A 25,502-nucleotide genomic window follows, 5' to 3' on the forward strand; every position below is an offset into this window, starting at 1 on the left:
TTACTGGAGTGACCTGATCGTGAGCACGACACCTGCATACAAAGTCCTCGTGGTGGACGACAGCAACACCATCCGCCGAAGTGCCGAGATTTTTCTGAAGCAAGGCGGGCACGAAGTGCTGCTGGCAGACGACGGGTTCGATGCGCTGGCCAAGATCAACGACTACCAGCCCGACCTGGTGTTCTGCGACATCCTGATGCCCAGGCTCGATGGGTACCAGACCTGCGCCATCATCAAGCGCAACGCGAGGTTCGCCAACATTCCCGTCGTGATGCTCTCGTCCAAGGACGGTGTGTTCGACAAGGCTCGTGGCCGCATGGTCGGCTCGCAGGACTACCTCACCAAACCCTTCACAAAAGACCAGTTGTTGCAAGCCGTGCAGCAGTATGGAGCCAACCTCACCGGAGCAGTCTGATGCCTATTCAAAAAGTCCTTGTTGTTGATGACTCGAAAACCGAGCTCATGGTGCTGTCCGATCTGCTGAGTAAAAACGGCTACAGCGTGCGCACCGCCGAGAATGCGGATGAAGCCTTTCGTCGGCTAAGCGAGGAAAAGCCTGATTTGATCCTGATGGACGTTGTGATGCCCGGTCAGAATGGCTTTCAGTTGACCCGGGCCATCACCCGGGATCCGCAGTATTCCAACATTCCCATCATCATGTGCACCAGCAAAGATCAGGAAACCGACCGCGTCTGGGGCATGCGCCAGGGCGCTCGTGACTACGTCACCAAGCCGGTCGATGCCGAGGAACTGATGTCCAAGATTCGGGCGCTGGGCTGAAGCCCCGAGCGCGACCCTCGCACACCGAGCATGGCCAACAGACAGTCACTCAAAGACCTTCAGGAACGACTGGCTCAGCGTCTGTCGGCAGCCAAAACCGAGGCCGTTACTGCTTCGTGGCTCGCTGTGGAAGCGGGCGGTCAGCGCTTCCTCCTGCCGCTTGTTCAGTCCGGGGAAATTTTCCCGTGGTCAGCTGTGCAGGAAGTCCCCTACACGAAGCCTTGGTACCTGGGTGTGGCCAGCTTGCGTGGTGGCTTGCATGGCGTGATCGACCTGGCCCGGCTCGTGGGTGGCAGCGCAGGGGATACCCCTCACACCGAACGGATCACCTCCGAGTCCCGGCTGGTGAGTTTTCATCACGCGCTCGGCATCAACGCCGTGATGCTGATTGACCGGTTGCTGGGTTTGAGAAACCCGGTCAACTTCAGCACGCTGGCCCAGGTGCCTGAGGGCGCGCCCACCTATGTTTCCCGGTGTCTGCTCGACATGCAGGGACAGACATGGCTAGAAATTGATCTCCAGGAACTGTCGAAGGAGCCGGAGTTTCTGGCCATTGCAGCCTGAAGCCTGTTGCGTCACAAGCCGCGGGTTCAGACTTTATTTTTGTTGGAAGGTTTTTTCATGGCCACGATCGATCGATTCCAGGGACTGTTCAAAAAGAATACGGGTGACGAGCCAGACCTGTCGAATGCCACCGATCAAGAGATCGCCGAGATGGCGGCCGCGCGGCTTTCGCCGCAGCCCTTGGATGGGTCCGAACCGTATTCTTCAGAAAACGAGGGAAGTTCGGCCGGGCTGGTCTCGCTGCCGCTGCTGGGCACCAAACCCGCTGACCAGCACCAGCGCTCCCTGGCCGTCCTGCTGGCTGTGGGCCTCATCTTCCTGGGTGCCCTGACCTTCTTCATCTTGAGCCAGACAGACAAGATCAGTCAGCAGGTGGCCGCCAGCGGTCAGGCCCTGATGCAGTCGCAACGTCTGGCCAAGAGCGTGTCTCAGGCTCTGGTGGGCAGCCCTGAAGCCTTCTCCGAAGTCAAGGACAGTTCCTCCGTGTTGGCTCGCAACGTGCGCGGTCTGCAACAAGGCGACAACGAACTGGGCATCGATGCAGTCGGTGCCGCGTTTGATCCCCTGTTGACCGAGTTGCTGCCCAAGGTGGACCAGGCCGAGCGCAACGCATCGGCCGTGCTCCAACAGGAGGCGGTGCTGACCCAGGTGGGCGCCGCGCTGGGCACCATCAACAGGCAGTCATCTGATCTGCTGGAGATCGCTGAAACCATTTCATCGCTCAAGCTTCAGCAGAGCGCCCCAGCGGTGGAAATCGCTGCCTCGGGTCAGCTGGTGATGTTGACCCAGCGCATCGGTAAGTCGGCCAACGAATTCCTGACGCTTGAAGGCGTGAGCCCCGAGGCCGTGTTCCTGCTGGGCAAGGACTTGAACACCTTCAAGGAAATTTCCGAAGGTTTGCTCAACGGCAGTGAAGAGCTGCGGCTTGCGCCGGCGCGGGACCCGCAGATCCGGGAAAGCCTGGAAGCCTTGTTGAAGCTGTACGAAGACACCCGCACGGAAGCCGGTGCCATCCTGGGCAACCTGCAGGGCTTGGTGTCGGCGCGTGAGGCCCAGGCAGGCATCATTGCCGACAGTGAGCCACTGCGACTGGGGTTGCAGCAGTTGCAGGGCGATCTTTCAACGCGTTCCGGTATCGGCGCGGGTGAACTCGCTGTCCTGATCATTGCGGCCTTGTTTTCTCTGCTTTGTGCGGCCGGACTGGCCTATGTGCAGCTGCTTGACAGCCGTCAGCGCCAACTGGTGGCAGAAAGCCAGCGACTGGAAGCCGAATCGCTTGAGCAGGACGCCAAGCGCGTCAACGATGCCAACCAGGCGGCCATTTTGCGGTTGATGAACGAACTGCAGACGGTGGCTGAAGGCGATCTGACGCAGGAAGCCACGGTGACCGAAGACATCACCGGCGCCATCGCCGACTCGGTGAACTACACGGTGGAAGAACTGCGTTCGCTGGTGGGCAACGTGCAGGCCACGGCCACCCGAGTCGCACAAACGACGTCGGCGGTGGAGAGCACCTCCACCGAACTGCTGGCCGCCTCCACCGAACAGCTGCGCGAGATTCGCGAAACCGGCCAGTCGGTGCTGGAAATGGCGCAGCGAATCAACCAGGTGTCTGGTCAGGCGCAGGAATCGGCCTCTGTGGCGCGCACTTCTCTGGAAGCTGCCGAATCCGGTCTGCAGGCCGTGCAGGACGCCATCGGCGGTATGAACGCCATCCGGGACCAGATCCAGGAAACTTCCAAGCGCATCAAGCGACTGGGTGAGTCTTCGCAGGAGATTGGTGAGATCACCGAACTGATTTCCGACATTACCGAACAAACGAACGTGCTGGCACTGAACGCCGCCATTCAGGCAGCGTCTGCCGGTGAAGCCGGACGAGGCTTCTCGGTGGTTGCGGAAGAGGTGCAGCGACTGGCTGAGCGCTCCGCAGACGCCACGCGCCAGATCTCGGCACTGGTGAAAGCCATTCAGACCGACACGCAGGACGCGGTGGCCGCCATGGAGCGATCCACGCAGGGTGTGGTGGAAGGGGCCAAGCTGTCGGACAACGCCGGTACCGCCCTGTCCGAAATCGACCGCGTGTCGCGCCGACTTGCCGAACTGATTGAGCAGATTTCCGATGCCGCTTCCCGCGAAGCCGAGTCCGCCAACGAGGTGGCCGGCAGCATTCAGCACATTTTTGCGGTGACCGAACAAACCGGTGAAGGTACCCGTTCGACGGCCCATCAGGTTCGTGAACTGTCTGCCATGGCCGAAGAACTGCGTCAATCTGTGGCCCGATTCAAGATCGCCTGAACCCCCTCCGAGCCTCCGAACGGATCAATACCAACATGCTAGACAAGCTCGCCGACAGTTCGCAGACGGACGCACCGCTCGCCGACCTCGGCCCGCTGGCCTGGGTGTTTGAAGAACTTCGCAAGTCCTTCGATGGTGCGAACAAGGCGATCCGTCGGTTCGTTCGCGAGACCGAACAATCCCGGTACGACGACCTGGAAGCGGTTGATCCGGGTTCGCTGCGTCTGGCTCGCCAGCAGCTTCATCAGGCGGTGGGCGCGCTCGAAATGGTGGGCCTCGTGGCGCCCGCGCAGGTTCTGCGTGCCATGGAGGCGGCCGTTCAAAGGTTCGTGAAGCGCCCCCAGATCTGCACCACGGAGGCCGCTGACAAGATCGAGCGAGCCAGCTTTGCGCTGATCGAATACCTTGAAGCGGTACTGAACAACAAGCCGGTTCACGCGGTCGCCCTGTTCCCGCAGTACCGGGAAGTGCAGGAGCTGGCCGGCGCCGAGCGGGTGCACCCTGCGGACCTCTGGAATTTTGAGCACCGCGGCACGCATGTGCAACCGCCCCAGGACGTCAGTCCCAAACAGTGCAACGCGACGCTGCGATCGATGTTTGATCGTCTCGTGCTGCTGGTGGTCAAGACCCAGAGCCCGGCGGCCGCCCTGCAACTGGCCAAGTTGAGTGCGTCGCTGTCTGCAGGCGCCTCGGAAGCGCGTGAACAAACCTTCTGGCGTGTGGTCGCTGGCTATTTCGAGGCGTTGGGGTACAAGTTCCTGCCACCCGATCTGTACGCCAAACGTGCGACCTCCCGCATCCTGCTGCAGTTTGCTTCTTTCGTTCAGGGCAAAACGCAGGTCTCTGAAACGCTGTTGCACGATCTGTTGTTTCTGTGCGCCCAGTCCGAAAATGGATCGCCAGAACAGGCGCCCAACCTGCTGGCCGTCAAGCAGGCCTTTGGTTTGGTTGACGAACGGCCGGTGAACTACCACCAGGCCACCTTGGGTCGTTACGACCCAGCTGTGTTGGCTCAGGCACGCAAACGCATTCACACCGCCAAGGAAGCTTGGTCGCTGTTCTCGGGTGGCGACGCCAGCCGATCGCGGCAAGTGGTGGACCAGTTTGGTCTCGTGGCCGATTCGCTTCTGAAGCTGCATCCCGCCAGCACCGTGCTCGCACAGGCGCTCGTCAAGGCGGCCGAGCAAGCCACGCGCGAAATCCGTGGCGTGCGGCCGGAGCTGGCCATGGAAGTGGCCACGACCACGCTGTACCTCGAGGCCGCATTCGAAGATTTTGATCCCAATGCCCATGAGCTCACCGAGCGCACACAAGCGTTGGCCGCGCGACTTGAAAGCGTGCTTGCAGGTGAGCCGGCCCAACCGCTGGACACCTGGATGGAGCAGCTCTACCGCCGTGTGAGCGACCGCCAGACGATGGGCAGCGTGGTGGGCGAACTGAAGGCTTCGCTGACCGAAGCGGAGAAGTCGCTCGACCAGTTCTTCCGGGCTCCTGTCGAAAAAGCAGGCCTGCATGTGGCGGTTTCCCAGCTGGGACAAATGCGGGGCGTGCTGTCGGTGCTGGGTCTCGATCAGGCGGTACAGACCGTGGCGCGCATGCGCACCGTCGTGGACCAGATCCTCGACACCGAGGTCGACGAAGCGATGGCCCGCGAAGCCGGTACCTTCCAGCAGCTGGGCAACAACCTCAGTGCCCTGAGTTTCCTGGTGGACATGCTCAACTACCAGCCTGCGCTGGCCAAGAAGCTGTTTGTCTTTGATGAAGAAAAGGGCGAACTGCTGCCCCTGATGGGCCGCACGCTGGCCGACAAGTTGCCCGAGCAGCCCGCCAGAGAAGACGCCCAGGCCATCGACGCTGGTGTGCAGCGCGTCGTGGAAGGTGTCCAGGACGGCGTCAACCTGGCTGATCTGAGCGAACAGCTCGACACCCTGGCTTCACAGGCCTCGCTGGCCGAACAGCCGGAGGTGGCACGCGCCGCACGTGAAGCTGCCCAGGCGGTCATTCATGACGACCCCAAAGCCGGTGCGCAAGCCTTGGTCGATCTTTCCATCGCCTCGGCACAAGCCCCCAGCGAGCCCCGCGACATGCCGGTGGACGACGCACTGGGCGAAGAAGACGATCTGCTCGACATCTTCCTGGAAGAAGCGCGCGAAGTGGTGCACAACGGCCAGGAGGCCGTGAGCCAGCTGCAGGCGCAGCCTGCCGACCTCGAGCACCTGACCACCTTGCGCCGCGCTTTCCATACCCTCAAAGGGAGCTCGCGCATGGTCGGCCTCATCGAATTCGGTGACGCGGCATGGGCCATGGAGCAGATGCTCAACGCGGCCCTGGCCGAACAAGGCGCCTCCAAGCCCGAAATGCTCCGCTTGGCTGGCGAAGCCATGGCCGGCTTTTCGCGCTGGGTTCAAGACATCGAGGGACGCACCGGCGTTCCATGGAGCGCTCAGCCGTTCAGGGACAGCGCCGAATCGTGGCGCAACCAAGCGGTGTACCGCCCACTGGTTTTGCCCGAGGCGCAGGCTGCCGCGGTAGAAACCGCTTCGGTCGCGGAACCGGAAGCCGATCCGTTTGCCCTGGAACTGGCGCAAGGTTCCGATGTGGTTGCCGTTGAGGCGGTGGACGTGGCGGCGCTGCCAGAGCATGAAGATGCGGCGCCTTTGGCGGTGGAAGCGAGCGAGCAAGGCGACGCGGCGGAGCAACTGCTGTCTGAAGGCATTGAGCTGGACGCTGGAACGCCAGAAGCTTCGCGAGACGAGCTGCCTCCCCTGCATGGCCATGCGGATTTTGTCGATACCTCGACCTTTGGTGGCGATCTCGGGATGGCTTCGGATCCCGTTTTCATTGAGGTCCCTGGCAATGTCGCATCGCAACCGATGTTCAGCGACATCGACATGGCCAGCCTTTCCCGCTTCTCTTCCTTTGCAGCGCCCGAAGCGCCGGTCGCCGAGCACACGCCAGCGGCCGAAGCACCTGCGGATGACGCCCCCGTTGAGGCCATTGAAGTCACGGCCGACGCGCAGCCCATTTTTGAATCCGGCGTTGATCTGGCGGTTGAAGAAGCCTTGCCGGTGGATGACGGTATTCCGGTGCTTCACGCCGTTGAAGTGTCCGAAGAAGGCAGCAGAGCGCACGATATTCCGGTCGACGTGCCTGAATTGCTGGACGAGGTGCCTGACGACCAGACCAAGGTCATCGGGGATCTCCGCATCGGCATCAAGCTCTACAACGTCTACCTCAACGAAGCGGACGAATGGTCCCGGCGTCTGGTGAATTGTCTGGGCGAATGGGCGCTTGAGCGGCACGAGCCATTGACCGCCGACGCGGAATCCCTCGCGCACTCGCTGGCAGGCAGTTCGGCCACGGTCGGATTCGAATCGCTCTCACGCATTGCCCGTGCGCTGGAACATGCGCTCAACACGGTGAGCCAGCATCAGGAAGGCGGGCAACAGGCCTCCGCCGAGCACGCACAGTTGTTCGTGGATGCCTCGGAAGACATTCGACGGCTGCTGCACCAGTTCGCAGCTGGCTTCATCAAGGAACCGAACGCCGAGTTGCTCGACGCGTTGTACCGCGTGGTGCACGAGCCGTGGCCTGAAGCAGCGGCGGATCTGGTGGTGGAGGCCCCTGAAGTCCCGATCGCACCATCGGACGCCGACATCTCCGCACCGTCGCTGATGGTGACGGAGTTCGAGCCCCTGCACGCTCCCGAAGACCATGCCGATCATGCTGTCGTTCAAGACATCGATGACGACATCGACGTGCTCGACACCATTGACGCCGACCTGTTCCCCATCTTCACGGAAGAGGCGCTGGAGCTTCTGCCCCAGCTGGGTGGCGCATTACGCCAGTGGGTGGCACGTCCAGACAACAACAGCGCCCGTGCGGAAGTGCTGCGCAACCTGCACACGCTCAAAGGCAGTGCCCGCTTGGCAGGCGCCTTGCGACTGGGTGAAATGGCCCACCGCATGGAGACCGACGCCGAGCGCATGGGCTCGGATGTGAAGCGAAGCGCGGATCTGGAACCCCTCGAAGCAGCCTTCGATGCCATCACCGCCCGCTTTGATGTGCTGCGGCATGCCGAACATCCTTCGGAAGACCTGACCCCGCTGGCCGAGATCGTGGTACCAGCCGATATTGCGCTGGTGGCACCTGAAGACGCCGCCCCAGAAGCCCAGGCCGAGGAGCAGACCGCAACATCAACACCAGCAAGCCCTGTCGCAGAGAGCTTGTCCAATCTCACGCTGCCCCGCATTCCCATGGTGGCCCAGGCCCGCGCCGGTGCTGCCGTGCGCGTGCGCCCTGAGCTCCTGGACCGCCTAGTCAACCAGGCGGGTGAGGTCATCATCACGCGTTCGCGCATGGAGTCCGAACTGGTGACCCTGCGAGGATCGCTGAAGGATCTCACAGGCAACCTGGATCGCCTTCGCATGCAGCTGCGCGACATCGAGCTTCAGGCCGAGACCCAGATGCAGTCGCGACTGGCGCAGGCCCGCGATGCCGATCAGTCGTTCGATCCGCTGGAGTTCGACCGTTTCACCCGCGTTCAGGAACTCACCCGGATGATGGCCGAGTCGGTCAACGACGTGGCCACGGTGCAGCGCAACCTGCAGCGCGCCGTGGAAGCGACCGAAGACGGCCTCGTGGCGCAGGCGCGCCAGACCCGGGAGCTTCAACGCGACCTGCTGCGCACGCGCATGGTGGAGTTTGAAGGCATTTCCGAGCGGCTGTACCGTGTGGTGCGTCAGGCCTCGAAAGAAACACACAAGCAGGTGCGTCTCGATATCACCGGCGGCAACATCGAAATGGACCGGGGTGTGCTGGACCGGATGACCGCCGCTTTTGAACATCTGCTGCGCAACAGCGTGGTGCACGGCATCGAGTCGCCCGATGAGCGGGCCGCCGCAGGCAAACCGCACGAAGGGCGTATCGAGATTCGCCTTGCTCAGGAACTCAATGACGTGTCGGTGGTGTTCAGCGATGATGGCGCCGGCCTGGATCTGGATCGCCTGCGCGAAAAGGCTTTGGCTCAAGGGCTTGTTCAACCCGGGGTCAGCCTCTCGGATGCAGAAGCCGCCCAACTGGTGTTCGAGGCAGGCCTGAGCACGGCTCAGGAAGTCTCCGAGCTGGCCGGGCGTGGCATCGGCATGGACGTGGTGCGTGCCGACGTGGTGGCACTGGGCGGCCGGATTGAAACCAGCAGCGAGCGAGGCCAGGGGGCCAGCTTCAAACTGGTGTTGCCGCTCACCACCGCTGTGACGCAGGTGGTGATGGTTCGGGCGGGTGCCCTCACGCTGGGTGTGCCGTCCAACATCGTGGAACTGGTGCGCCGGGTCAGCGCAGAGGAACTGGCCAAGGCGTACGAGACGGGCACTCTGCACGCGGGTGCGGAAGACATTCCCTTCTACTGGGCCGGTGCCCTGCTGCAGTCCTCGCCGCGATCGGTGGAAACCGCCCGCACGCTGCCTGTGGTGATCTTCCGAAGCGCTGCCCAGCGCGTTGCCATGCACGTGGACGCGGTCCTGGGCAACCAGGAAGTCGTGGTGAAGAACCTGGGATCGCAGCTGTCGCGTCTGCCGGGTCTGGCGGGCATGTCCATCCTCGCCTCGGGCGCCGTCGCATTGATCTACAACCCGGTGGCCCTGGCGACCGTGTACGGCGCGCAAGTGCATGAATGGGTGGCCGCCCAGGCACACACGCCTCAGCCGGCACAGGGCGACACCCTTTCTGCCGCCGATCTGGCCACCAACGCGGTGCCGCTGATTTTGGTGGTGGACGATTCGATCACCGTGCGTCGCGTCACACAGCGTCTGCTGCAGCGCGAAGGTTATCGGGTGTCGTTGGCTGCGGATGGCCTGCAGGCGCTGGAGCGCCTGCAGCAGGAGCGGCCGACCGTGGTGCTGTCCGACATTGAGATGCCGCGCATGGATGGCTTTGACCTGGTGCGCAACATCCGGGGCGACGCCCGCCTGGCGGGTCTGCCGGTGATCATGATCACCTCGCGCATCGCGGAAAAGCACCGCGAGCATGCCCGGGAACTGGGTGTGGACCACTACCTCGGAAAGCCTTACGCCGAAGACGAGCTGCTGGCCCTCATCGGTCACTACGCCCAGCTGGCGGCGGAACAGGCTTGACAGGGTCCACCCCCGCCGCGCTTTGCGCGACCCCCTCAAGGGGGCTGAGGGCCGCGGCTCCAAGCCTGCCTGCGCAGGCTTGGACAGCCCGAAGAAGCCTCGACTCTGGCGAGGCTGCGGCCTGCAAGGCATACCAGTGGCCCGGCGAAGCCGGTTCCACGGTATCTCTGGGTGAGGACATAGCTCGCCGGAAAGGTTGCGGGCCAAACCTCAAATCTTTTTGGGGTTCTTGACCACCGCGTAGCGCGTCAGCGTGGCTTCCCTGGCTTCTGCGTGGTCCACGATGGGCAAAGGGTAGTTTTCACCCAACACCAGACCCGCCGCGGCTTTCTCAATCTCGTTGGCCTTCCATGGCGCATGGATGGCTGCGTCGGGCAGACCGGCGAGCTGCGGCAGGTAGCGCCGGATGAACCTGCCGCCGGGATCGAATTTCTCGCTTTGCGTGATGGGGTTGAAGATGCGGAAGTAGGGTTGGGCATCGCAACCGCTGGAGCTGGCCCACTGCCAGCCGCCGTTGTTGGCGGCGAGGTCGAAGTCGATCAGGTGCTCTGCAAAATAGCGCTCTCCCCAACGCCAGTCGATGCCCAGATCCTTGACCAGGAAGCTGGCCACCACCATGCGCAGGCGGTTGTGCATGTAGCCGGTCTGGTTGATCTGGGCCATCGCGGCATCCACCAGGGGGTAACCGGTTCGCCCTTCGCACCAGGCCGCAAACAGGGTCTTGGCATGTTTGCCATGCTCGAATCGGATGTGGTCGTACTCGGGCTTGAAGGCGCCGTGCACCACATGCGGGTGATTGGCCAGCACCTGGTGGTAGAAGTCGCGCCAGATCAGCTCAGAGAGCCAGGTGCTGGCGCCGCCGATGCCCTGCAGATGCAACTGGTAGGCCACCGACGCCACCTGCCGGATCGAGAGGGTGCCGAACCGCAGGTGCACACTGAGGTAGCTGGGCCCCTTGATCGCCGGGAAGTTGCGGGCCTCTTCATAGCGGTCGATGCGCTGGACAAAGTCTTCGAACAGGTGGTGGCCACCGCTGCTGCCCGTGGGCATGGGCAACTGCGACAGGTTGCTGGGCTCAAAGCCCAGCGATGCCGGGCTGGGCACGGGGGCGGCCAGATCCGCAGGCACAGGGGCCAGAGAGGATCCGTATTTCTCAACAGGATAGGCTTTCAGGTGATACGGGGTGAGCTGCTTGAGCCAGGCGTTCTTGTAGGGTGTGAAAACCCCAAAGGCATGTCCGGCCTGGGTGAGCACCTCGCGGCGCTCGAAGATCACATGGTCCTTGTGGCTGTGCATCAGGATGCCTGCGTGCGCGAGGCTACCGAACACCTGGGCGTCTCGGGCCAGTGCGTCAGGCTCGTCGTCGTGGTTGGCGAAGACCGCCTGCACCTGCAGCTGTTGCGCCAAAGCAGGGATCTCGGTCTGGGCGCGGGCATGGCGCACGATCAGACCACCGCCCTTGATGCCGTGTGCTTCGGCCAGACTGCGCAAGCGCTCATCCAGTTCGACCAGCGATTCCCGGATGAACTCGACGCGGCGGTCGACACGGGCCAGCGGGTCGAGGATGTCGGTGTCAAAAACGAACACACACCAGACCTGCTTGCAGGCTTTGAGCGCGTGGTGCAGGGCAGCGTTGTCCTCTGCCCGAAGATCGCGGCGGAACCACATCAGGCCTTTGTCGTAGGTGTTCATGGTGGCGTCCGGCGCGCGAGCGGCCGAATGGGTGGCGCGGCTTAAAATCCCGCGATGTCTGCCGATTCTGCCCCCACCAACCTGACCAATCATTTTCTGATTGCGATGCCCGCCCTCAGTGACGAGCTATTCGGCCGCAGCGTAGTGTTTCTGTGTGAACACAGTGACAAAGGCGCATTGGGCCTGGTCATCAACAAGCCCAGCGACATCCTTCTGCCCCGCCTGTTTGAAAAAATCGACCTTTCCCTGGGCAGGGAAGACCTGTCCGACCAGCCCGTGTTTCAGGGCGGTCCCGTGCAGACCGAACGCGGGTTCGTGCTGCACGACGCGGTCGAGGGTGGTGAAGGTGAGTCCGTATACGCGTCTACCCTGTCCATTCCCGGCGGGCTCGAAATGACCACGTCCAAGGACGTGCTGGAGGCCATCTCCTCCGGCGCCGGACCGCGCAGGGTGTTTGTGACGCTGGGCTATGCCTCCTGGGGTCAGGGGCAATTGGAGTCGGAAATCACGGAGAACAGCTGGCTCACCGTGGAGGCCGATCCTGACCTGATCTTTGATACCCCCGTGGCCGAGCGCTACGAACGCGCCATGGCCTTGCTGGGCCTGCAACCCTGGATGCTCTCGCCTGACGCGGGGCATGGGTGAGGATGAACACCCCCCGCGCCGCTTCGCGTCACCCCCCTCTCTCGCCTTCGGCGGGAGGGGGGCCACACCTGCGGCCCGGCAAAGCCGGTTCCGTGGTGTGTGCTGGATGGCGCGACTTCGCGCCGAGGTGAACAGTCGATGCCGACGGTCCTTGACACTGCCGCACAGACGTTCCTGGCGTTTGACTACGGCCTGAAACGCACCGGCGTGGCCAGCGGCAACCGCATCACCCGCAGCGCCACGCCACAGACCACGATTACCGCCGAGGGTGAATCGCGCTTTGTGCAGATTGCCCAGCGCCTGAAAGAGTGGCAGCCCGATGCCCTGGTGGTGGGGGTGCCCTACCACCCGGACGGTGCTGCGCACGAAAATACCGCCCGTGCTTTGAAGTTTGCGCGCCAGTTGCGGGGGCGCCATGGGCTGCCGGTGTATGAGGTGGACGAGCGCTACTCCACCACCGAGGCGCACAGCCTGGGCGCCAAAGATGCCGACGCCGTTTCGGCTTGCATCATCCTGGAACAGTTTTTGAGGAGCCTGCCTTGACCCACCCGCCGCCCCCGGCTGCCGAGCTTGACGCTGAAGTCCTTTACGAAGGGTTGCGCAGCGCGGTCAAGCAATTCATGGCCGACTCACCCGTTCCCCTGGTGCTGGTTGGCATCACCTCGGGCGGTGCATGGCTTGCCGAGCGCCTGCAAAAAGACCTGGGGCTGCCAGGCGCGGCCGGCGTGATCTCGTCGGCCATGCACCGGGACGACTTTTCGAAGCGCGGCCTGGCCAGCAGTGCGCAGACCAGTTTGCCGTTCGAGGTCAATGGTGCCCATGTGCTGCTGATCGACGACGTGCTCTACACCGGCCGCACCCTGCGTGCTGTGATCAACGAGCTGTACGACTACGGTCGCCCGGCCAGTGTCAAGCTGGCGGTGCTGGTGGACCGCGGCGGGCGCGAACTGCCCATCGAGCCCAACCTGTGCGTGACCACGCTGAGCTTGCCTGACGACCAGTTGCTTGAGTTGGCGCGAGACGAGCAGGGTCGCCTGAGTTTTGTACTGGAAAACAGGAAGATCTGAACGTGGCACGCAATCCCCAACTCAACAAGAACGGTGAACTGATCCACCTGCTCTCCACCGAGGGCCTCTCGCGCGACATCCTGACCAAGATCCTCGATACCGCCGGCAACTTCGTGAGTGTGAGCGACCGCGAAGTGAAAAAGGTGCCGCTGCTGCGTGGCAAGAGTGTGTTCAACCTGTTTTTCGAGAACAGCACCCGCACCCGCACCACCTTCGAGATCGCCGCCACGCGCCTGAGCGCCGACGTGATCAACCTCGACATTGCGCGCAGCTCCACCGCCAAGGGCGAATCGCTGCTCGACACCATCTCCAACCTCAGCGCCATGGCGGCCGACATCTTCGTGGTGCGCCACAGCGAGTCGGGTGCGCCCTACCTGATCGCCCAGCACGTGGCACCTCACGTGCACGTGATCAATGCCGGTGACGGGCGCCACGCCCACCCCACGCAGGGCATGCTGGACATGTACACCATCCGCCACTACAAGAAGGACTTCACCCAGCTCTCGGTGGCCATCGTGGGCGACGTGCTGCATTCGAGGGTGGCGCGCTCTGACATCCACGCCCTGACCACACTGGGCTGCCCCGATGTGCGCGTGGTCGGCCCACGCACCCTGGTGCCGGGCGACTTGTCGCACATGGGCGTGCGTGTGTGCCACACGCTGGAAGAGGGCATCAAAGACTGCGACGTGGTGATCACGCTGCGGCTGCAGAACGAACGCATGAGCGGCGCCTTGCTGCCCTCCAGCCAGGAGTACTTCAAAAGCTTCGGCCTCACGCCCGAACGCCTGCGCTGGGCCAAGCCCGACGCCATCGTGATGCACCCGGGCCCGATCAACCGCGGCGTGGAGATCGACTCCGCCGTGGTGGACGGCCCACAAAGCGTGATCCTGCCGCAGGTCACTTTCGGCATCGCGGTGCGCATGGCGGTGATGGGCATCGTGGCGGGCAACGAGGCATGAGCGCAGCACGGAGGGTAATCCAGTGAAAGACACCGACCGCTTCTGGAGTCCGGCGCTCCGAGGCTTGCGCGCCTACACACCGGGCGAGCAACCCCAGGGCGATGGCTGGATCAAGCTCAACACCAACGAGAACCCTTACCCGCCCTCGGCGCTGGCCCTGCAGCGCATGGCCGAGGTGGTGAACGATTCCCTGCGTCTGTACCCGGACCCGCAGGCGCTCGCGCTGCGCGAGACGATCGCGGGCCAGCACGGTTTGCAGGTCGATCAGGTCTTCGTGGGCAACGGTTCGGACGAAGTGCTCGCGCATGCCTTCATGGGACTGCTGCGCCATGGCCGGCCTGTGCTGGTGCCCGACATCAGCTATTCGTTCTACCCGGTCTACTGCGGGCTCTACGGCATCACCTGCCAGCAAGTGCCGCTGGACGACGATTTCCGCGTGCGCGTGGCGGACTACCTGCAGCCCAACGGGGGCGTCGTGTTGCCCAACCCGAACGCACCCACCGGCATCGTCTTGCCACTGGATGCGCTGCGCTGGCTGCTGGAGCGCAATACCGAGTCGGTGGTGGTGATCGACGAGGCCTATGTCGATTTCGGCGCCGAAAGCGCTGCTGCGCTGATCAACGAATTCCCCCAGTTGCTGGTGATTCAGACGCTGTCCAAGTCGCGCGCACTGGCCGGCCTCCGCGTGGGTTTTGCGTTGGGTCATGCCGACCTCATCCGTGCACTGACGACGGTGAAAGACAGCTTCAACTCCTACCCGCTCGACCGGGTCGCCCTGGCCGGCGCGCAGGCTGCGCTCGCGGATCAGGCGCACTTCACCGATACCACGCAGCGCATCGTCGCCAGCCGCGAATGGCTGGCCACCCGGCTCGCGGCACTGGGTTTCGAGTGCCTGCCGTCAAGCGCCAACTTTCTGCTGGCACGGCACCCGCAACGCAGCGCAGCGCAATTGCAGCAGGCCTTGCGCGAGCGCAAGATCCTGGTGCGCCATTTCAACCAGCCACGCATCGCCGACCACCTGCGCATCACTGTGGGTTCGCAGGCCGAGTGCGAAGCGCTGGTCGATGCGCTGAGCGATCTGCTCGCGCCCATTCAAAACGCCAACGAGGTGGCATCCGCATGAAGATTCTGATCCAGAACGGCCGCGTCATGGACCCGGCGACAGGGCGCGACGAAATGGCCGATGTGGCGATTGCGGCTGGCCGCATCATCGCCATTGGCAACGTGGCCGCCGACTTCCACGCCAACCGCAGCATCGACGCCACTGGCTGCGTGGTCGCGCCGGGCCTGGTGGATCTGGCCGTGCGCCTGCGCGAGCCAGGTCAGGAACACGCCGGCATGCTGGAAAGCGAAATGGCCGCCGCCGTGGCCGGGGGCGTGACCTCGCTGGTGTGCCCGCCCGACACGGACCCTGTGCTCGACGAGCCCGGCCTGGTGGACATGCTCAAGTTCCGCGCCGAAAAACTGCATCTGGCGCGCGTGTTCCCGCTGGGCGCACTCACCCGCGGCCTGCACGGCGAGGTGCTGACCGAAATGGCCGAGCTGACCGAGTCCGGCTGCATCGGCTTTGGTCAGGCCGAGGTGCCGATCCTGAACACACAGGTGCTGCAGCGCGCGCTGCAGTACGCCGCCACCTTCGGCTACACCGTCTGGCTGCGGCCGCAGGACGCCTGGCTGGGCAAGGGCGTGGCCGCCAGTGGACCGCTGGCCACGCGCCTGGGCCTGGCCGGTGTGCCGGCGGCTGCCGAGACGATTGCCTTGCACACCCTGTTTGAACTGATGCGTGCGGTGCAAGGCAAGGCCGGTACCGGTGCGCGGGTGCACCTGTGCCGCATCAGCAGCGCGGCCGGGCTGGAACTGGTGCGCCAGGCCAAGGCCGAAGGTCTGCCCGTGACCTGCGATGTGAGCGTGCACAACCTGCTGCTGACCGATGTGGACATCGGCTACTACGACAGCCGCTTGCGTCTGCAGCCGCCCGTGCGCCAGCAACGCGATCGCGACGCGCTGCGTGCCGGCCTGGCCGATGGCAGCATTGACGCGCTGGTGTCGGACCACAACCCGGTGGACAGTGATGCCAAGACCTTGCCCTTTGCCGAGGCCGAGCCCGGTGCCACGGCAGTGGAACTGTTGCTGGGCCTGGCTTGCAAATGGGCGCAGCAGGACGGCCTGGGCCTGATGCAGGCGCTCACCGTGCTGACCGAAGGCCCGCAGAACGTGCTGGGCGCCAGCCTGGGCACCTTGCAGGCCAGCGCGGGCAAACTGGCGGTGGGGGGCGTGGCCGACGTGTGTGTGTTCGATCCCAACCGGCCCTGGATGGTGGAGGCTTCGGTGTTGCGCAGCCAGGGCAAGCACACGCCATTTGGCGGCCACGAACTGCCCGTGAGCGTTCGCGCCACGCTGGTGGGGGGGCAGTTGGCGCACTGGTCTGCCGACGCCGACCGTGCCGTGACCGCGTGAACACCTTGCGCGCGCTCGGGCGTGCCTTGCGGGCATGCCTGCACGTGCTGCGGGCCCTCTGGATCATCCGCACTGAATACGCCCGCCTCACCCCAGCGCAGACCCAGCTGCTGCTGCGCGAGTGGACCCGCCAGATGCTGCGCATCCTGCAAGTGGAACTGGTGGTGCAAGGAGCGCCGCCCGATCGCGGCCCCCTGCTTCAACTGGCCAACCACATGTCCTGGCTCGACATCCTGGTCATGAACGCCGCTCACCCCACGCGCTTCGTGTCCAAGGCCGATGCCAGACACTGGCCCCTGCTGGGCACCCTCGTCACCGCTGCGGGCACGCTCTACATCGAGCGCGAGAACCGGCGCGATGCCATGCGCGTGGTGCACCGCATGACCGATCGCCTGCGCGAGGGAGACATCCTCAGCGTGTTCCCCGAAGGCACCACCGGCGACGGCCGTTCGCTGCTGCCGTTTCATGCCAACCTGCTGCAGGCCGCCATTTCGGCCAACGCACCAGTGGTGCCAGTGGCGCTGCGATTTGTCGACAGTCGCACCGGCGAGCCGCACGATGCGCCGGTGTATGTGGGCGACACCACGCTGATCGGATCCATCTGGACCACCTTGCGCGCCAGCCACTTGCGCGCGGTGGTGCACTATGGCGAACCCCAGACGTTTCAGGGACGCGACCGGCGAACCTGGGCCAACGATGTGCGCGAAGAAGTGCAGCGCCTGCTGGGGCTGCCGCAGGCGGATCAAGCCGAAGCGTCGCCCGACTGAGCTTCACCCAGGGTGCTGGCCGGCGCGTGCTGGCTTGCGGATTTCTGCAGGCGCCGGTACAGCATGCCACGCGACACGCCCAGGGCCCTGGCCGCCTTGGCGATGTTGCCGCCGCATTCGGCCAGCGTGACCTCGATCAGGCGCTGGCTGTGGTCCACCAGGGTGGCCCGCGTGGCGGGTGAGGGCGCAAGGACGACAGCCGCCGGTGCATCGACGACCGCGCCCGCAGTAGCAGCGGTGTGCGCCTTGTGCGCATGATCCTGAGGGCCGGGTGAGGGCGCTGGCAAACCTTCCACGGCCACCGCGTGGTTGAAGTCCGCCCCATCGCCGCCGCTCAGGCGGCCCTTGATCCACACGCCCAGGCCATTGGGCAGGCGCAGCGTCTGAATCCGTTTTTGCCGGTGCAGATCCATCAGCCGCTCGATCGATGTCCCGAACACGCTGTCCACGGTGGGAGCGTCCTCCATGTGGCAACCCGTGAGCCGGCGCCCGGCGCCGTTGAGCCAGAGCACGCGGCCCTGCGGGCTGATTCCAGCCAGCGCCTCCAGCGGCGTGTCGAGGAAAGTGGGACTGGCCTGGAAATGCAGCAGCAACTGGCCGGTGGACTGCAGTTGCAGCAGCCGGTTTTCGATGGTGGTGGCGTAGGTGCCGACCACCGCCGCAGCGTCGAACGGAAAGCGACCGCCTTCCACCGACACATCAAGCACACCGGCGAGTTGGCCGTGGATGTCGTGGATTGGCGCGGCGGCGCAATACAGGTTATGCAGGCACTGGTGAAAGTGCTCGCCACCCGCCACACTGGAGGCCTCGCCGGTGCGCACCACGATACCGGGGGCGCTGGTGCCGATATGACTCTCGGCGATGTTCACGCCCACGCGCGACGCCGCACGCAGCAGCGGCTGGTCGTGGGCCTGAGGCAGGTCGGTGGCGTGGATGATCACGCCCTGCGCGTCGGTCAGCAGCACGCGGCAGTCGGTGCCACCGAGGGCGGCTTCCATGTGACCGAGCTCGGAGTTGCCGGCCTGCAGCAACTGCCGGTTGCGGCTCAGGCTGGCGTGGACGCGACTTCTGCTCACCGGCTCGAAGCTCACGGCGTCACGGGGTTGCTGACGTGCCGAACAGCAACGCAACCAGGATTGCAGCACCGCCTCAGCCACCAGTCCTGAAGGGCGAATGCCTTCTTCGAAGAAGCGCTCCCGGGCCAGTGCGGTGCGCTGGTCGGGTGTCTGGAAAAAAAGTGGCTGGGGTGTCCGTGCGCGTTGGCTGGCGGGCTGGGGCATGGCGGGCTCCTTTTCCGTTTCAAGTATCGGCGGCCTTCTGCGGGTCGGGCATGGGGTTAGCCCTTGCAAGCCCGGGCGTGTGTTCCACGGCGGAACACTTCACCTTCAGGGAAAACCCGAAGGTGAATTTCCCGGGCTGCGGGGCGAGCATCGGCAGGCTGACATATGAAGAACCCAGCACATCAGGGGTCAATGCAGCCAACCCACAACAAGTCTGCCGCAGCAGGCTGATTCAGGAGACACGATGAACCCGATCCACTTCACCACCACCCGGTGCCGCCTGGCCGTGGGTCTGCTGGCCGCTCTGGCGTTCAGCACTTCCGCCTGGGCGCAGGCGCCCGCCAAGGGCACGCCGGCCCACATCAAGGCCGCCGTCGGGAAGGTCAACGCGGCCTTCATGCAAAGCAACGCCACGCAGACCGCCGACTGGCCCAGCTATGGGCTCGACTATGCGGAAACGCGCCATTCAAAGCTCAACCAGATCAGCACGGACAACGTGAAGGACCTGGGGCTGGTGTGGTCCTACAACCTCGAGTCCAGGCGCGGCGTGGAGTCCACTCCGGTGGTGGTCGACGGCATCATGTACGTCACCGCGTCATGGAGCATCGTGCACGCGGTGGACGTGCGCACCGGCAAACGCATCTGGACATACGACCCCAAGGTGCCGCGCGAGGCCGGCTACAAGGGTTGCTGCGACGTGGTCAACCGCGGCGTGGCGCTGCACGAGGGCAAGGTGTTCGTGGCGGCCTACGACGGGCGGCTGATTGCGCTGGATGCGGCCACCGGCAAGGAGGTGTGGGCGCAGGACACCATCATCGACCGCAAGTTCAGCTACACCATCACCGGTGCACCGCGCGTGTTCAAGGGCAACGTGATCATCGGCAACGGCGGCGCCGAATACGGTGTGCGCGGCTACATCACCGCTTACGACGCAAAAACCGGCGCACAGAAGTGGCGCTGGTTCACCGTGCCGGGCGACCCGTCCAAGCCGTTCGAAGACGAGTCGATGGAGCGCGCGGCCAAGACCTGGGACCACGCCGGCAAATGGTGGGAAGCCGGTGGCGGCGGCACCGCCTGGGACGCCATGGCCTTCGACCCCGAGCTGAACCTGATGTACATCGGCACCGGCAACGGTTCCCCCTGGCAGCGTGACAAACGCAGCCCGGCCGGCGGCGACAACCTGTACCTTGCGTCCATCGTGGCGCTCAACCCGGACACCGGCAAGTACGTGTGGCACTACCAGGAAACGCCCGGGGACAACTGGGACTACACCTCCACCCAGCCCATGATCCTGGCCGACCTGACGCTGGACGGCAAGCCGCGCAAGGTGATCCTGCACGCGCCCAAGAACGGCTTCTTCTTCGTGATCGACCGGACCAACGGCCAGTTCATTTCGGCGAAGAATTTTGTGGATGTGAACTGGGCCACGGGCTATGACCAAAACGGCCGGCCCATCGAGACCGCGATCGCACGCACCGGCGACCGCCCCCGCGAAATCATCCCGAGCGCCTTCGGTGCGCGCAACTGGCACTCGATGTCGTTCAACCCGGCCACAGGCCTGGTCTACATGCCGGTTCAGGGCGTGCCGCTCACGCTCATGGACAACAAGGACTGGAAGTTCAACGCCGAGCGCCCCGGGGAACCGCATTCCAACATGGGCTGGAACACAGCCAATTTCGCCAACGTGGAACCGCCCACCAGCAAGCCCTTTGGCCGGCTGGTGGCCTGGGACCCGGTGAAGCAGCAGGCCGCGTGGACCAAGGAGCAGATCTCGCCCTGGAACGGCGGCACGCTCACCACCGCCGGCAACCTGGTGTTCCAGGGCACGGCCGACGGACGCTTCATCGCCTACAACGCCACCACCGGCGAACAGCTGTGGGAGGCCCCCACCGGCACCGGCGTGATCGCCGCTCCTTCCACCTACCTGGTGGACGGCAAGCAGTACGTGTCCATTGCGGTGGGCTGGGGCGGCGTGTACGGCCTGGCCCAGCGCGCCACCGACCGAACCGGCCCCGGCACGGTGTACACCTTCGCAGTGGGGGGCAATGCGCAGCCACCGGCACACGTGGCCTACCAGCTGGGCAAACTGGTCGAGGGTGTGAAATACGACCCGGCGCATGTGCCGGCCGGCACCGCGCTGTATGTGAGCAACTGCGTGTTCTGCCACGGCGTGCCGGGCGTGGACCGGGGAGGCAACATTCCCAACCTCGGATACATGGACACTTCGTTCATCGAGAACCTCGACAAGTTTGTCTTCAAGGGCCCCGCCACCGCGCGTGGCATGCCTGACTTCACCGGAAAACTCAGCAACGATGACGTTCAGAAAATCAAGGCTTTCATTCAAGGCACGGCCGATGCCATTCGGCCGAAGAAGTAGTCTGTTTTTGATCCCGCGCCCTCATGCACTGGCCGTGGCCTGCGGCTTGTGCGTGATGGTCACGGCGCTGCAGGCCCAGTCTGCCGCCGGCAACACCGACACCGCTGGCGCTCTCGCGCCGGTGGTCATCACTGGGCAGGGCAGCTTCGAGGAGCGCTGGCGCTCGCCGGGGTCGGTGGATGTGGTCGACGGCGAGGAGCTGCGCGCCGGCCAGCTGCAGATCAACCTGTCTGAAGGCTTGGGCCGGGTGCCGGGGCTGGTGGTGCGCAACCGCCAGAACTACGCCCAGGACCTGCAGATTTCGGTGCGCGGCTTTGGCGCGCGCTCGCCCTTCGGCGTGCGCGGCGTGCGCCTGTTCGTTGATGGCATTCCGGCCAGTGCGCCCGACGGGCAGGGCCAGGCGGCGAATTTTCCGATTGGCAGTGCCGAACGCATCGAGATCGTGCGGGGGCCGTATTCGGCGTTGTACGGTGCGTCGGCCGGCGGCGTGATCGCGCTCTACACGCAGGACGGTCAACGGCCCGGCGAGTGGCGCACCGGGTTGGCGGCAGGGTCCGATGGCCTGTGGCGCTTCTCCAGCCAGCTCACCGGCCAGACCGGTGCCGAAGGCGAGCGCGGCTGGTCGTACACGCTGGACGGCAGTACCTTCGAAACCGATGGCGCACGCGCGCAATCGGCCGCGTCGCGCAGCACCGGCAACCTCAAGCTCAGCCGCCCGCACGAAGGCGGCCGGACCGTGCTGGTGTTCAACCGACAGACCAGCCAGGCGCTGGACCCGCTGGGCCTCACGCGCGCCGAGTTCGATGAAGACCCGCAACAGACCAACGCGGCGGCCATCAACTTCAACACCCGCAAAAGTGTGTCGCAAAGCCAGCTCGGCCTGGCGTGGGAACAGGCGCTGGGTGGCGGGCACCGCGTCGAACTCATGGGCTACGCCGGCCAGCGCGCGGTGCGCCAGTTCCAGGCCGTGCCCACCGGCGCGCAGATACCGCCTGGCAGCGCGGGCGGCGTGATCGATCTCGACCGCGACTACAGCGGCTGGAATGCGCGCTGGCGGCTCGACAAGTCTTATGGCGACGGAACACTCACCGTCACGGCAGGGCTGGCGGGCGACCGGCAGAGCGAAGATCGGCTGGGGTTTGAGAACTTCGTTGGCAGCACGCTGGGTGTGCAGGGGCGTCTGCGCCGGGACGAAACCAACCGCGCCAGCACGCTCGATCCCTACGCCCAGGCCGAATGGGCCTCCCGGGACTGGACCCTCACCGCCGGCCTGCGTCACTCGCGCGTGCGCTTCGAGTCCAGCGACCGCTACATCGGCCCCGGCAACCCGGACGACAGCGGCAGCGTGCGCTTCAGCGGCACCAGCCCGGTGCTTGGTGTGCGACATGCGCTTTCTGACCAGGTTCAGGCCTTTGCCAGCTTTGGTCGAGGGCTGGAAACGCCCACGCTCAACGAGGTGGCGTACCGACCGTCGGGCCTCACCGGACTGAACCAGAACCTGTCGGCCGCCACCAGCCGCAGCGCGGAAGCGGGCTTGCGTGGGCGCCACGGCTGGGGCGCCTGGAGCGCCACGCTGTTCGACACCCGCACCGAAGACGAAATCGTGGTGCTCACCAACAGCGGCGGCCGCTCCACCTTCCAGAACGCGGGCCGCACACGCCGGTATGGTCTGGAGCTCGCGGCCGACTTCGCCTGGGGGCCGCTGGTCATCAGCCCGGCCTACACCTGGCTGGACGCGCGCTACCGCGACGGCTTCCTGGCCTGCGCGGGCACGCCATGCCTGGCGCCCACGTTGCCCGTGGCCGCGGGCAACCAGATGCCCGGTCTCTCAAAACACCAGGCGGCGGTGCAGGTGCTGTGGGACACCGGCTGGGCCGGCAGCACGGTCACGCTGGACGCGCGTCACACCGGCCGCATGGCCGTGAACGACCGCAACACGGAATTCGCTGGCGCCAGCACCTTGTTCAACCTGGGCGTGCGTTTTGAGCAGAAGCGGGGTGACTGGACCTGGCGCGAGTTCGTGCGCATCGACAACCTCACCGATCGCAAGCATGTGGGTTCGGTGATCGTCAATGAAGGCAATGGGCGCTTTTATGAGCCGGGCGCGGGCCGCTCGATCTTTGTCGGGCTGGAACTCGTGAAATAGAGAACACCCCCCGCGTCGCCTTCGGCGCCACCCCCCTGAAGGGGGGCGACACCTGCGGCCCGGCAAAGCCGGTTCCGCGGTGTCTCTGGACCTCAAGTCATCTCGTGCGTGGGGCCTGTGGGTTGAAGCGCTCGGCAGGTCAGCCGTGCCTACACCTTGGCGCGGGCGCGTTGCAGCATGAGTTCGGTGTTGGTCTTGCGGTCGGCGTTCACCTGCTGCACCGTGGGGCGCTCACCCAGCCGTTTCAGGTAGTCGCGCACCGGCAGATCGGCCAGGTAGTCCCGCCCGTAGATGATCTTGGTGGTCCCGCTCACCAGTGGCAGGTGCACGGCGGCGGCGCAGTCGGCCAGGGTGAAGCTGTCGCCAGCGATGAAGGGAGAGAACCGGGCCAGCGTGGCGAAGGCGGTGATGTTCTTCTCCAGTTGCTGGCTCACTTTTTCTTTGGCCGCGTCGCTCACCTTGCCGCCGAAGAAGGCCTCGGGGTAGAGGTTGCGTGCCACCAGTTCGAGGTGCAGCTCCAGGTAGCGCACCAGTTCGCGCACCTTGGCTGCAGCAAAGGCGTCGGACGGCATCAGCGGGTTCTGCGGGAAGGCCTGCTCGATGTATTCGAGGATCACGGTGGATTCCGACAGCGGGCCGGCGTCGGTCTTGAGGTAGGGCACCTTGCCCAGCGGGCTGGCGGTCTTGTCGGTTTCGCCGATCCAGGCGAGTTCTTCTTCAAACGGCACGCCTTTTTCGAGCAGGGCGAGTTTGACCTTGTTGTAGTAGTTGCTGGCGGCGAAGCCACAAAGCTTGAGCATGGGTTGTCTCCGGGGGGCTGATGGAAGCAGGTGCTTGGGTTCTGCATCGTATCGGCCCGGCACAGCTTGCGGGGGTCGCGCAGGCAACAGCATCAGCCAGATTCTGGCTGCCTGATAAACTGCGCCGATGCCGTACGTTCGCGCTCATCGTCAACTCACCGCCTGGCTGGCCATGCTCGCCATGGTGCTGGGTGCGCTGGCGCCCACCGTGGCGCAGGCGGTCGTGGCGTCTTCGGACCGCGACGGCTGGGTGCAGGTGTGCAGCGTCAGCGGCATGGTGTGGGTCCAGATCGACGCCGACCCGGCCCAAGGTGAGAGCCCCATGTCCGCCAGCAGCATGGACTGCCCCTGGTGCAGCGTGCACGGTGGTGCAGCCGGGTTGCCACCGGTGTTGGCCAGCACCGGGCCATTGCAACAGCAGGCCGAACCGCTCCCCGTCTATTTCCGCACCGCCGCTCTGCGCGGCACCTGGGCCTCTGGCCTGGCCCGCGCGCCTCCACTCGCCGCCTGAACTCACCACGGTTGCACACCCCGTTCGTGGGTGCTGCGTGTGTTCCCTGATGTTCGGGAGGCCCCATGCCTCGTTTTCCCGTTTCTTGTGCGGGCGTGCCCGCCGATCCCTTGCGCCGCGCGGCCACCTTGTGGCTGGGCGGGCTGGCCCTTGGCGTGACTGGCCTGCTGGCGGGCTGTGATCAGCCTTCGCCAGGCGCGACCTCCCCGGTGTTCAAGGGCATCGACATCACCAGCGCCACCTACGGGCGCGAGTTCGCGTTGACCGATTTCAACGGCCAGCCACGTACCCTGGCCGACAACCGCGGCCAGGTGGTGATCTACCTGTTCGACCGCGACGGCCGACTCCGTGTGGCCCTGCGCCATGAACAGACGGTCGACGACTACACGGCCGACATCCGGCGGCTGCTGGCCGAAAAGCCGGTCTGAAGGTTCTTTTTCCCCTTTCAACGTTTCTCAACAGGAGTTCCCATGAAAAAACTGCTTATCGCTTCGTTGCTCGCCGTCACCGCCGGTGCCTGGGCACAAACCACCGTCAAGGTCGAAGACGCCTGGGTGCGCGGCACCGTGGCCACGCAAAAGGCCTCGGGCGCCTTCATGCGCCTCACGCCTTCGGCCAACGCCCGTCTGGTGGCGGTCGAATCGCCCGTCGCCGGCGTGGTGGAAATCCACGAAATGGCGATGGAAAACGATGTCATGAAAATGCGCCAGGTGCCCGGGCTGGACCTGGCGGCCGGTCGCACCACGGAGCTCAAGCCTGGCGGCTTTCACGTCATGCTGATGGACCTGAAGCAGCCACTCAAGAGCGGCGAGAGCGTGCCCCTCACGCTGATCTTTGAAGACGCCGCCAAGCAGCGCTTCACACAGGAGATCAAGGCGCCCGTGACCGCGCTGGGCAGCAAGTCGGCCATGCCCATGAAGCCCGGCATGGATCACAAGCACTGAGCCTCGACGGCCAGCGCCGACACGCCTTCGCCCTGGCTGCGCTTTGCTACGCAGCCATGTTGTGCGGTGCGTCGGCCCTTGTACACA

The 25,502-nt window shown here is 64.8% G+C and carries 20 protein-coding genes; 17 read left to right on the forward strand and 3 right to left on the reverse strand.

The features are described from left to right. Positions 1-19: 19 nt before the first annotated feature. Genes J2W49_RS11045 through J2W49_RS11065 form a run of 5 tightly spaced genes read left to right on the forward strand, consistent with a single transcriptional unit; the run spans position 20 to position 9,770 of the window. Entirely contained in the window at positions 20-415 is a 396-nt protein-coding gene (locus J2W49_RS11045; protein ID WP_370690291.1) for a response regulator, read from the forward strand. Continuing rightward, complete coding sequence (locus tag J2W49_RS11050) at positions 415-780, forward strand: response regulator (RefSeq protein ID WP_310315617.1); 366 nt, start codon at positions 415-417, stop codon at positions 778-780. Before J2W49_RS11045 ends, J2W49_RS11050 begins: the two co-directional genes overlap by 1 nt. A gap of 30 nt (positions 781-810) precedes the next feature. After that, positions 811-1,344, forward strand: coding sequence for a chemotaxis protein CheW (locus tag J2W49_RS11055; protein ID WP_310315619.1), 534 nt, complete (start codon positions 811-813; stop codon positions 1,342-1,344). A gap of 57 nt (positions 1,345-1,401) precedes the next feature. Beyond that, positions 1,402-3,639 carry a methyl-accepting chemotaxis protein gene (locus tag J2W49_RS11060; protein WP_310315621.1) on the forward strand — a complete coding sequence of 746 codons (2,238 nt, stop codon included), beginning with the start codon at positions 1,402-1,404 and terminating at the stop codon, positions 3,637-3,639. Positions 3,640-3,674: 35 nt separating this feature from the next. Beyond that, positions 3,675-9,770, forward strand: a complete 6,096-nt coding sequence (locus tag J2W49_RS11065; protein WP_310315623.1) for a hybrid sensor histidine kinase/response regulator — start codon at positions 3,675-3,677, stop codon at positions 9,768-9,770. 210 nt (positions 9,771-9,980) lie between these two features. On the opposite strand, the gene J2W49_RS11070 is transcribed toward J2W49_RS11065, so the two are convergent. Beyond that, positions 9,981-11,462, reverse strand: a complete 1,482-nt coding sequence (locus tag J2W49_RS11070) for a cryptochrome/photolyase family protein (protein WP_310315626.1) — start codon at positions 11,460-11,462, stop codon at positions 9,981-9,983. Positions 11,463-11,516: 54 nt separating this feature from the next. Between J2W49_RS11070 and J2W49_RS11075 the strand changes: the two genes are divergently transcribed. From J2W49_RS11075 to J2W49_RS11105, 7 genes are all read left to right on the forward strand, one after another. Further along, positions 11,517-12,107, forward strand: coding sequence for a YqgE/AlgH family protein (locus J2W49_RS11075; RefSeq protein ID WP_310315628.1), 591 nt, complete (start codon positions 11,517-11,519; stop codon positions 12,105-12,107). A gap of 138 nt (positions 12,108-12,245) precedes the next feature. After that, a complete protein-coding gene (gene ruvX, locus J2W49_RS11080; RefSeq protein WP_310315630.1) occupies positions 12,246-12,650 on the forward strand; it encodes a Holliday junction resolvase RuvX in 405 nt (134 codons plus the stop codon). Further along, on the forward strand, positions 12,647-13,174 hold the full coding sequence (pyrR, locus tag J2W49_RS11085) for a bifunctional pyr operon transcriptional regulator/uracil phosphoribosyltransferase PyrR (protein WP_310315631.1): 528 nt from the start codon (positions 12,647-12,649) through the stop codon (positions 13,172-13,174). The genes ruvX and pyrR overlap by 4 nt, the downstream gene beginning before the upstream one ends. After that, on the forward strand, positions 13,171-14,133 hold the full coding sequence (locus J2W49_RS11090) for an aspartate carbamoyltransferase catalytic subunit (protein ID WP_310316312.1): 963 nt from the start codon (positions 13,171-13,173) through the stop codon (positions 14,131-14,133). The genes pyrR and J2W49_RS11090 overlap by 4 nt, the downstream gene beginning before the upstream one ends. Positions 14,134-14,155: 22 nt before the next feature. Further along, entirely contained in the window at positions 14,156-15,256 is a 1,101-nt protein-coding gene (hisC, locus tag J2W49_RS11095; RefSeq protein WP_310315633.1) for a histidinol-phosphate transaminase, read from the forward strand. Next, complete coding sequence (locus J2W49_RS11100; RefSeq protein WP_310315634.1) at positions 15,253-16,590, forward strand: dihydroorotase; 1,338 nt, start codon at positions 15,253-15,255, stop codon at positions 16,588-16,590. The genes hisC and J2W49_RS11100 overlap by 4 nt, the downstream gene beginning before the upstream one ends. Beyond that, positions 16,587-17,357, forward strand: coding sequence for a lysophospholipid acyltransferase family protein (locus tag J2W49_RS11105; RefSeq protein WP_310315635.1), 771 nt, complete (start codon positions 16,587-16,589; stop codon positions 17,355-17,357). Before J2W49_RS11100 ends, J2W49_RS11105 begins: the two co-directional genes overlap by 4 nt. On the opposite strand, the gene J2W49_RS11110 is transcribed toward J2W49_RS11105, so the two are convergent. Beyond that, positions 17,333-18,637 carry a helix-turn-helix domain-containing protein gene (locus J2W49_RS11110; RefSeq protein WP_310315637.1) on the reverse strand — a complete coding sequence of 435 codons (1,305 nt, stop codon included), beginning with the start codon at positions 18,635-18,637 and terminating at the stop codon, positions 17,333-17,335. The genes J2W49_RS11105 and J2W49_RS11110 overlap by 25 nt on opposite strands. 244 nt (positions 18,638-18,881) lie before the next feature. Between J2W49_RS11110 and J2W49_RS11115 the strand changes: the two genes are divergently transcribed. Continuing rightward, positions 18,882-21,014, forward strand: coding sequence for a PQQ-dependent dehydrogenase, methanol/ethanol family (locus tag J2W49_RS11115; protein WP_310315639.1), 2,133 nt, complete (start codon positions 18,882-18,884; stop codon positions 21,012-21,014). Between the two features lie 7 nt (positions 21,015-21,021). Next, the gene (locus tag J2W49_RS11120; protein WP_310315640.1) at positions 21,022-23,160 is read left to right on the forward strand and encodes a TonB-dependent receptor family protein; all 2,139 of its coding nucleotides are present in this window, start codon (positions 21,022-21,024) and stop codon (positions 23,158-23,160) included. A gap of 149 nt (positions 23,161-23,309) precedes the next feature. On the opposite strand, the gene J2W49_RS11125 is transcribed toward J2W49_RS11120, so the two are convergent. Further along, positions 23,310-23,960 (reverse strand): glutathione S-transferase, encoded by a 651-nt coding sequence (locus J2W49_RS11125; protein ID WP_310315642.1) that lies wholly within the window; start codon positions 23,958-23,960, stop codon positions 23,310-23,312. A gap of 127 nt (positions 23,961-24,087) precedes the next feature. On the opposite strand from J2W49_RS11125, the gene J2W49_RS11130 reads away from it, so the two are divergent. The 3 genes from J2W49_RS11130 (at position 24,088) to J2W49_RS11140 (ending at position 25,415) form a co-directional block, all read left to right on the forward strand. Next, positions 24,088-24,471: a DUF2946 domain-containing protein gene (locus J2W49_RS11130; protein ID WP_310315643.1), complete on the forward strand. Its 384-nt coding sequence runs from the start codon at positions 24,088-24,090 to the stop codon at positions 24,469-24,471. Positions 24,472-24,536: 65 nt separating this feature from the next. Beyond that, positions 24,537-24,899 (forward strand): hypothetical protein, encoded by a 363-nt coding sequence (locus tag J2W49_RS11135; RefSeq protein WP_310315645.1) that lies wholly within the window; start codon positions 24,537-24,539, stop codon positions 24,897-24,899. Between the two features lie 42 nt (positions 24,900-24,941). After that, positions 24,942-25,415 carry a copper chaperone PCu(A)C gene (locus J2W49_RS11140; RefSeq protein WP_310315647.1) on the forward strand — a complete coding sequence of 158 codons (474 nt, stop codon included), beginning with the start codon at positions 24,942-24,944 and terminating at the stop codon, positions 25,413-25,415. The last annotated feature ends 87 nt before the right edge of the window (positions 25,416-25,502 follow it).

The organism is Hydrogenophaga palleronii, from assembly GCF_031457455.1.
Taxonomy (GTDB): domain Bacteria; phylum Pseudomonadota; class Gammaproteobacteria; order Burkholderiales; family Burkholderiaceae_C; genus Hydrogenophaga; species Hydrogenophaga palleronii_A.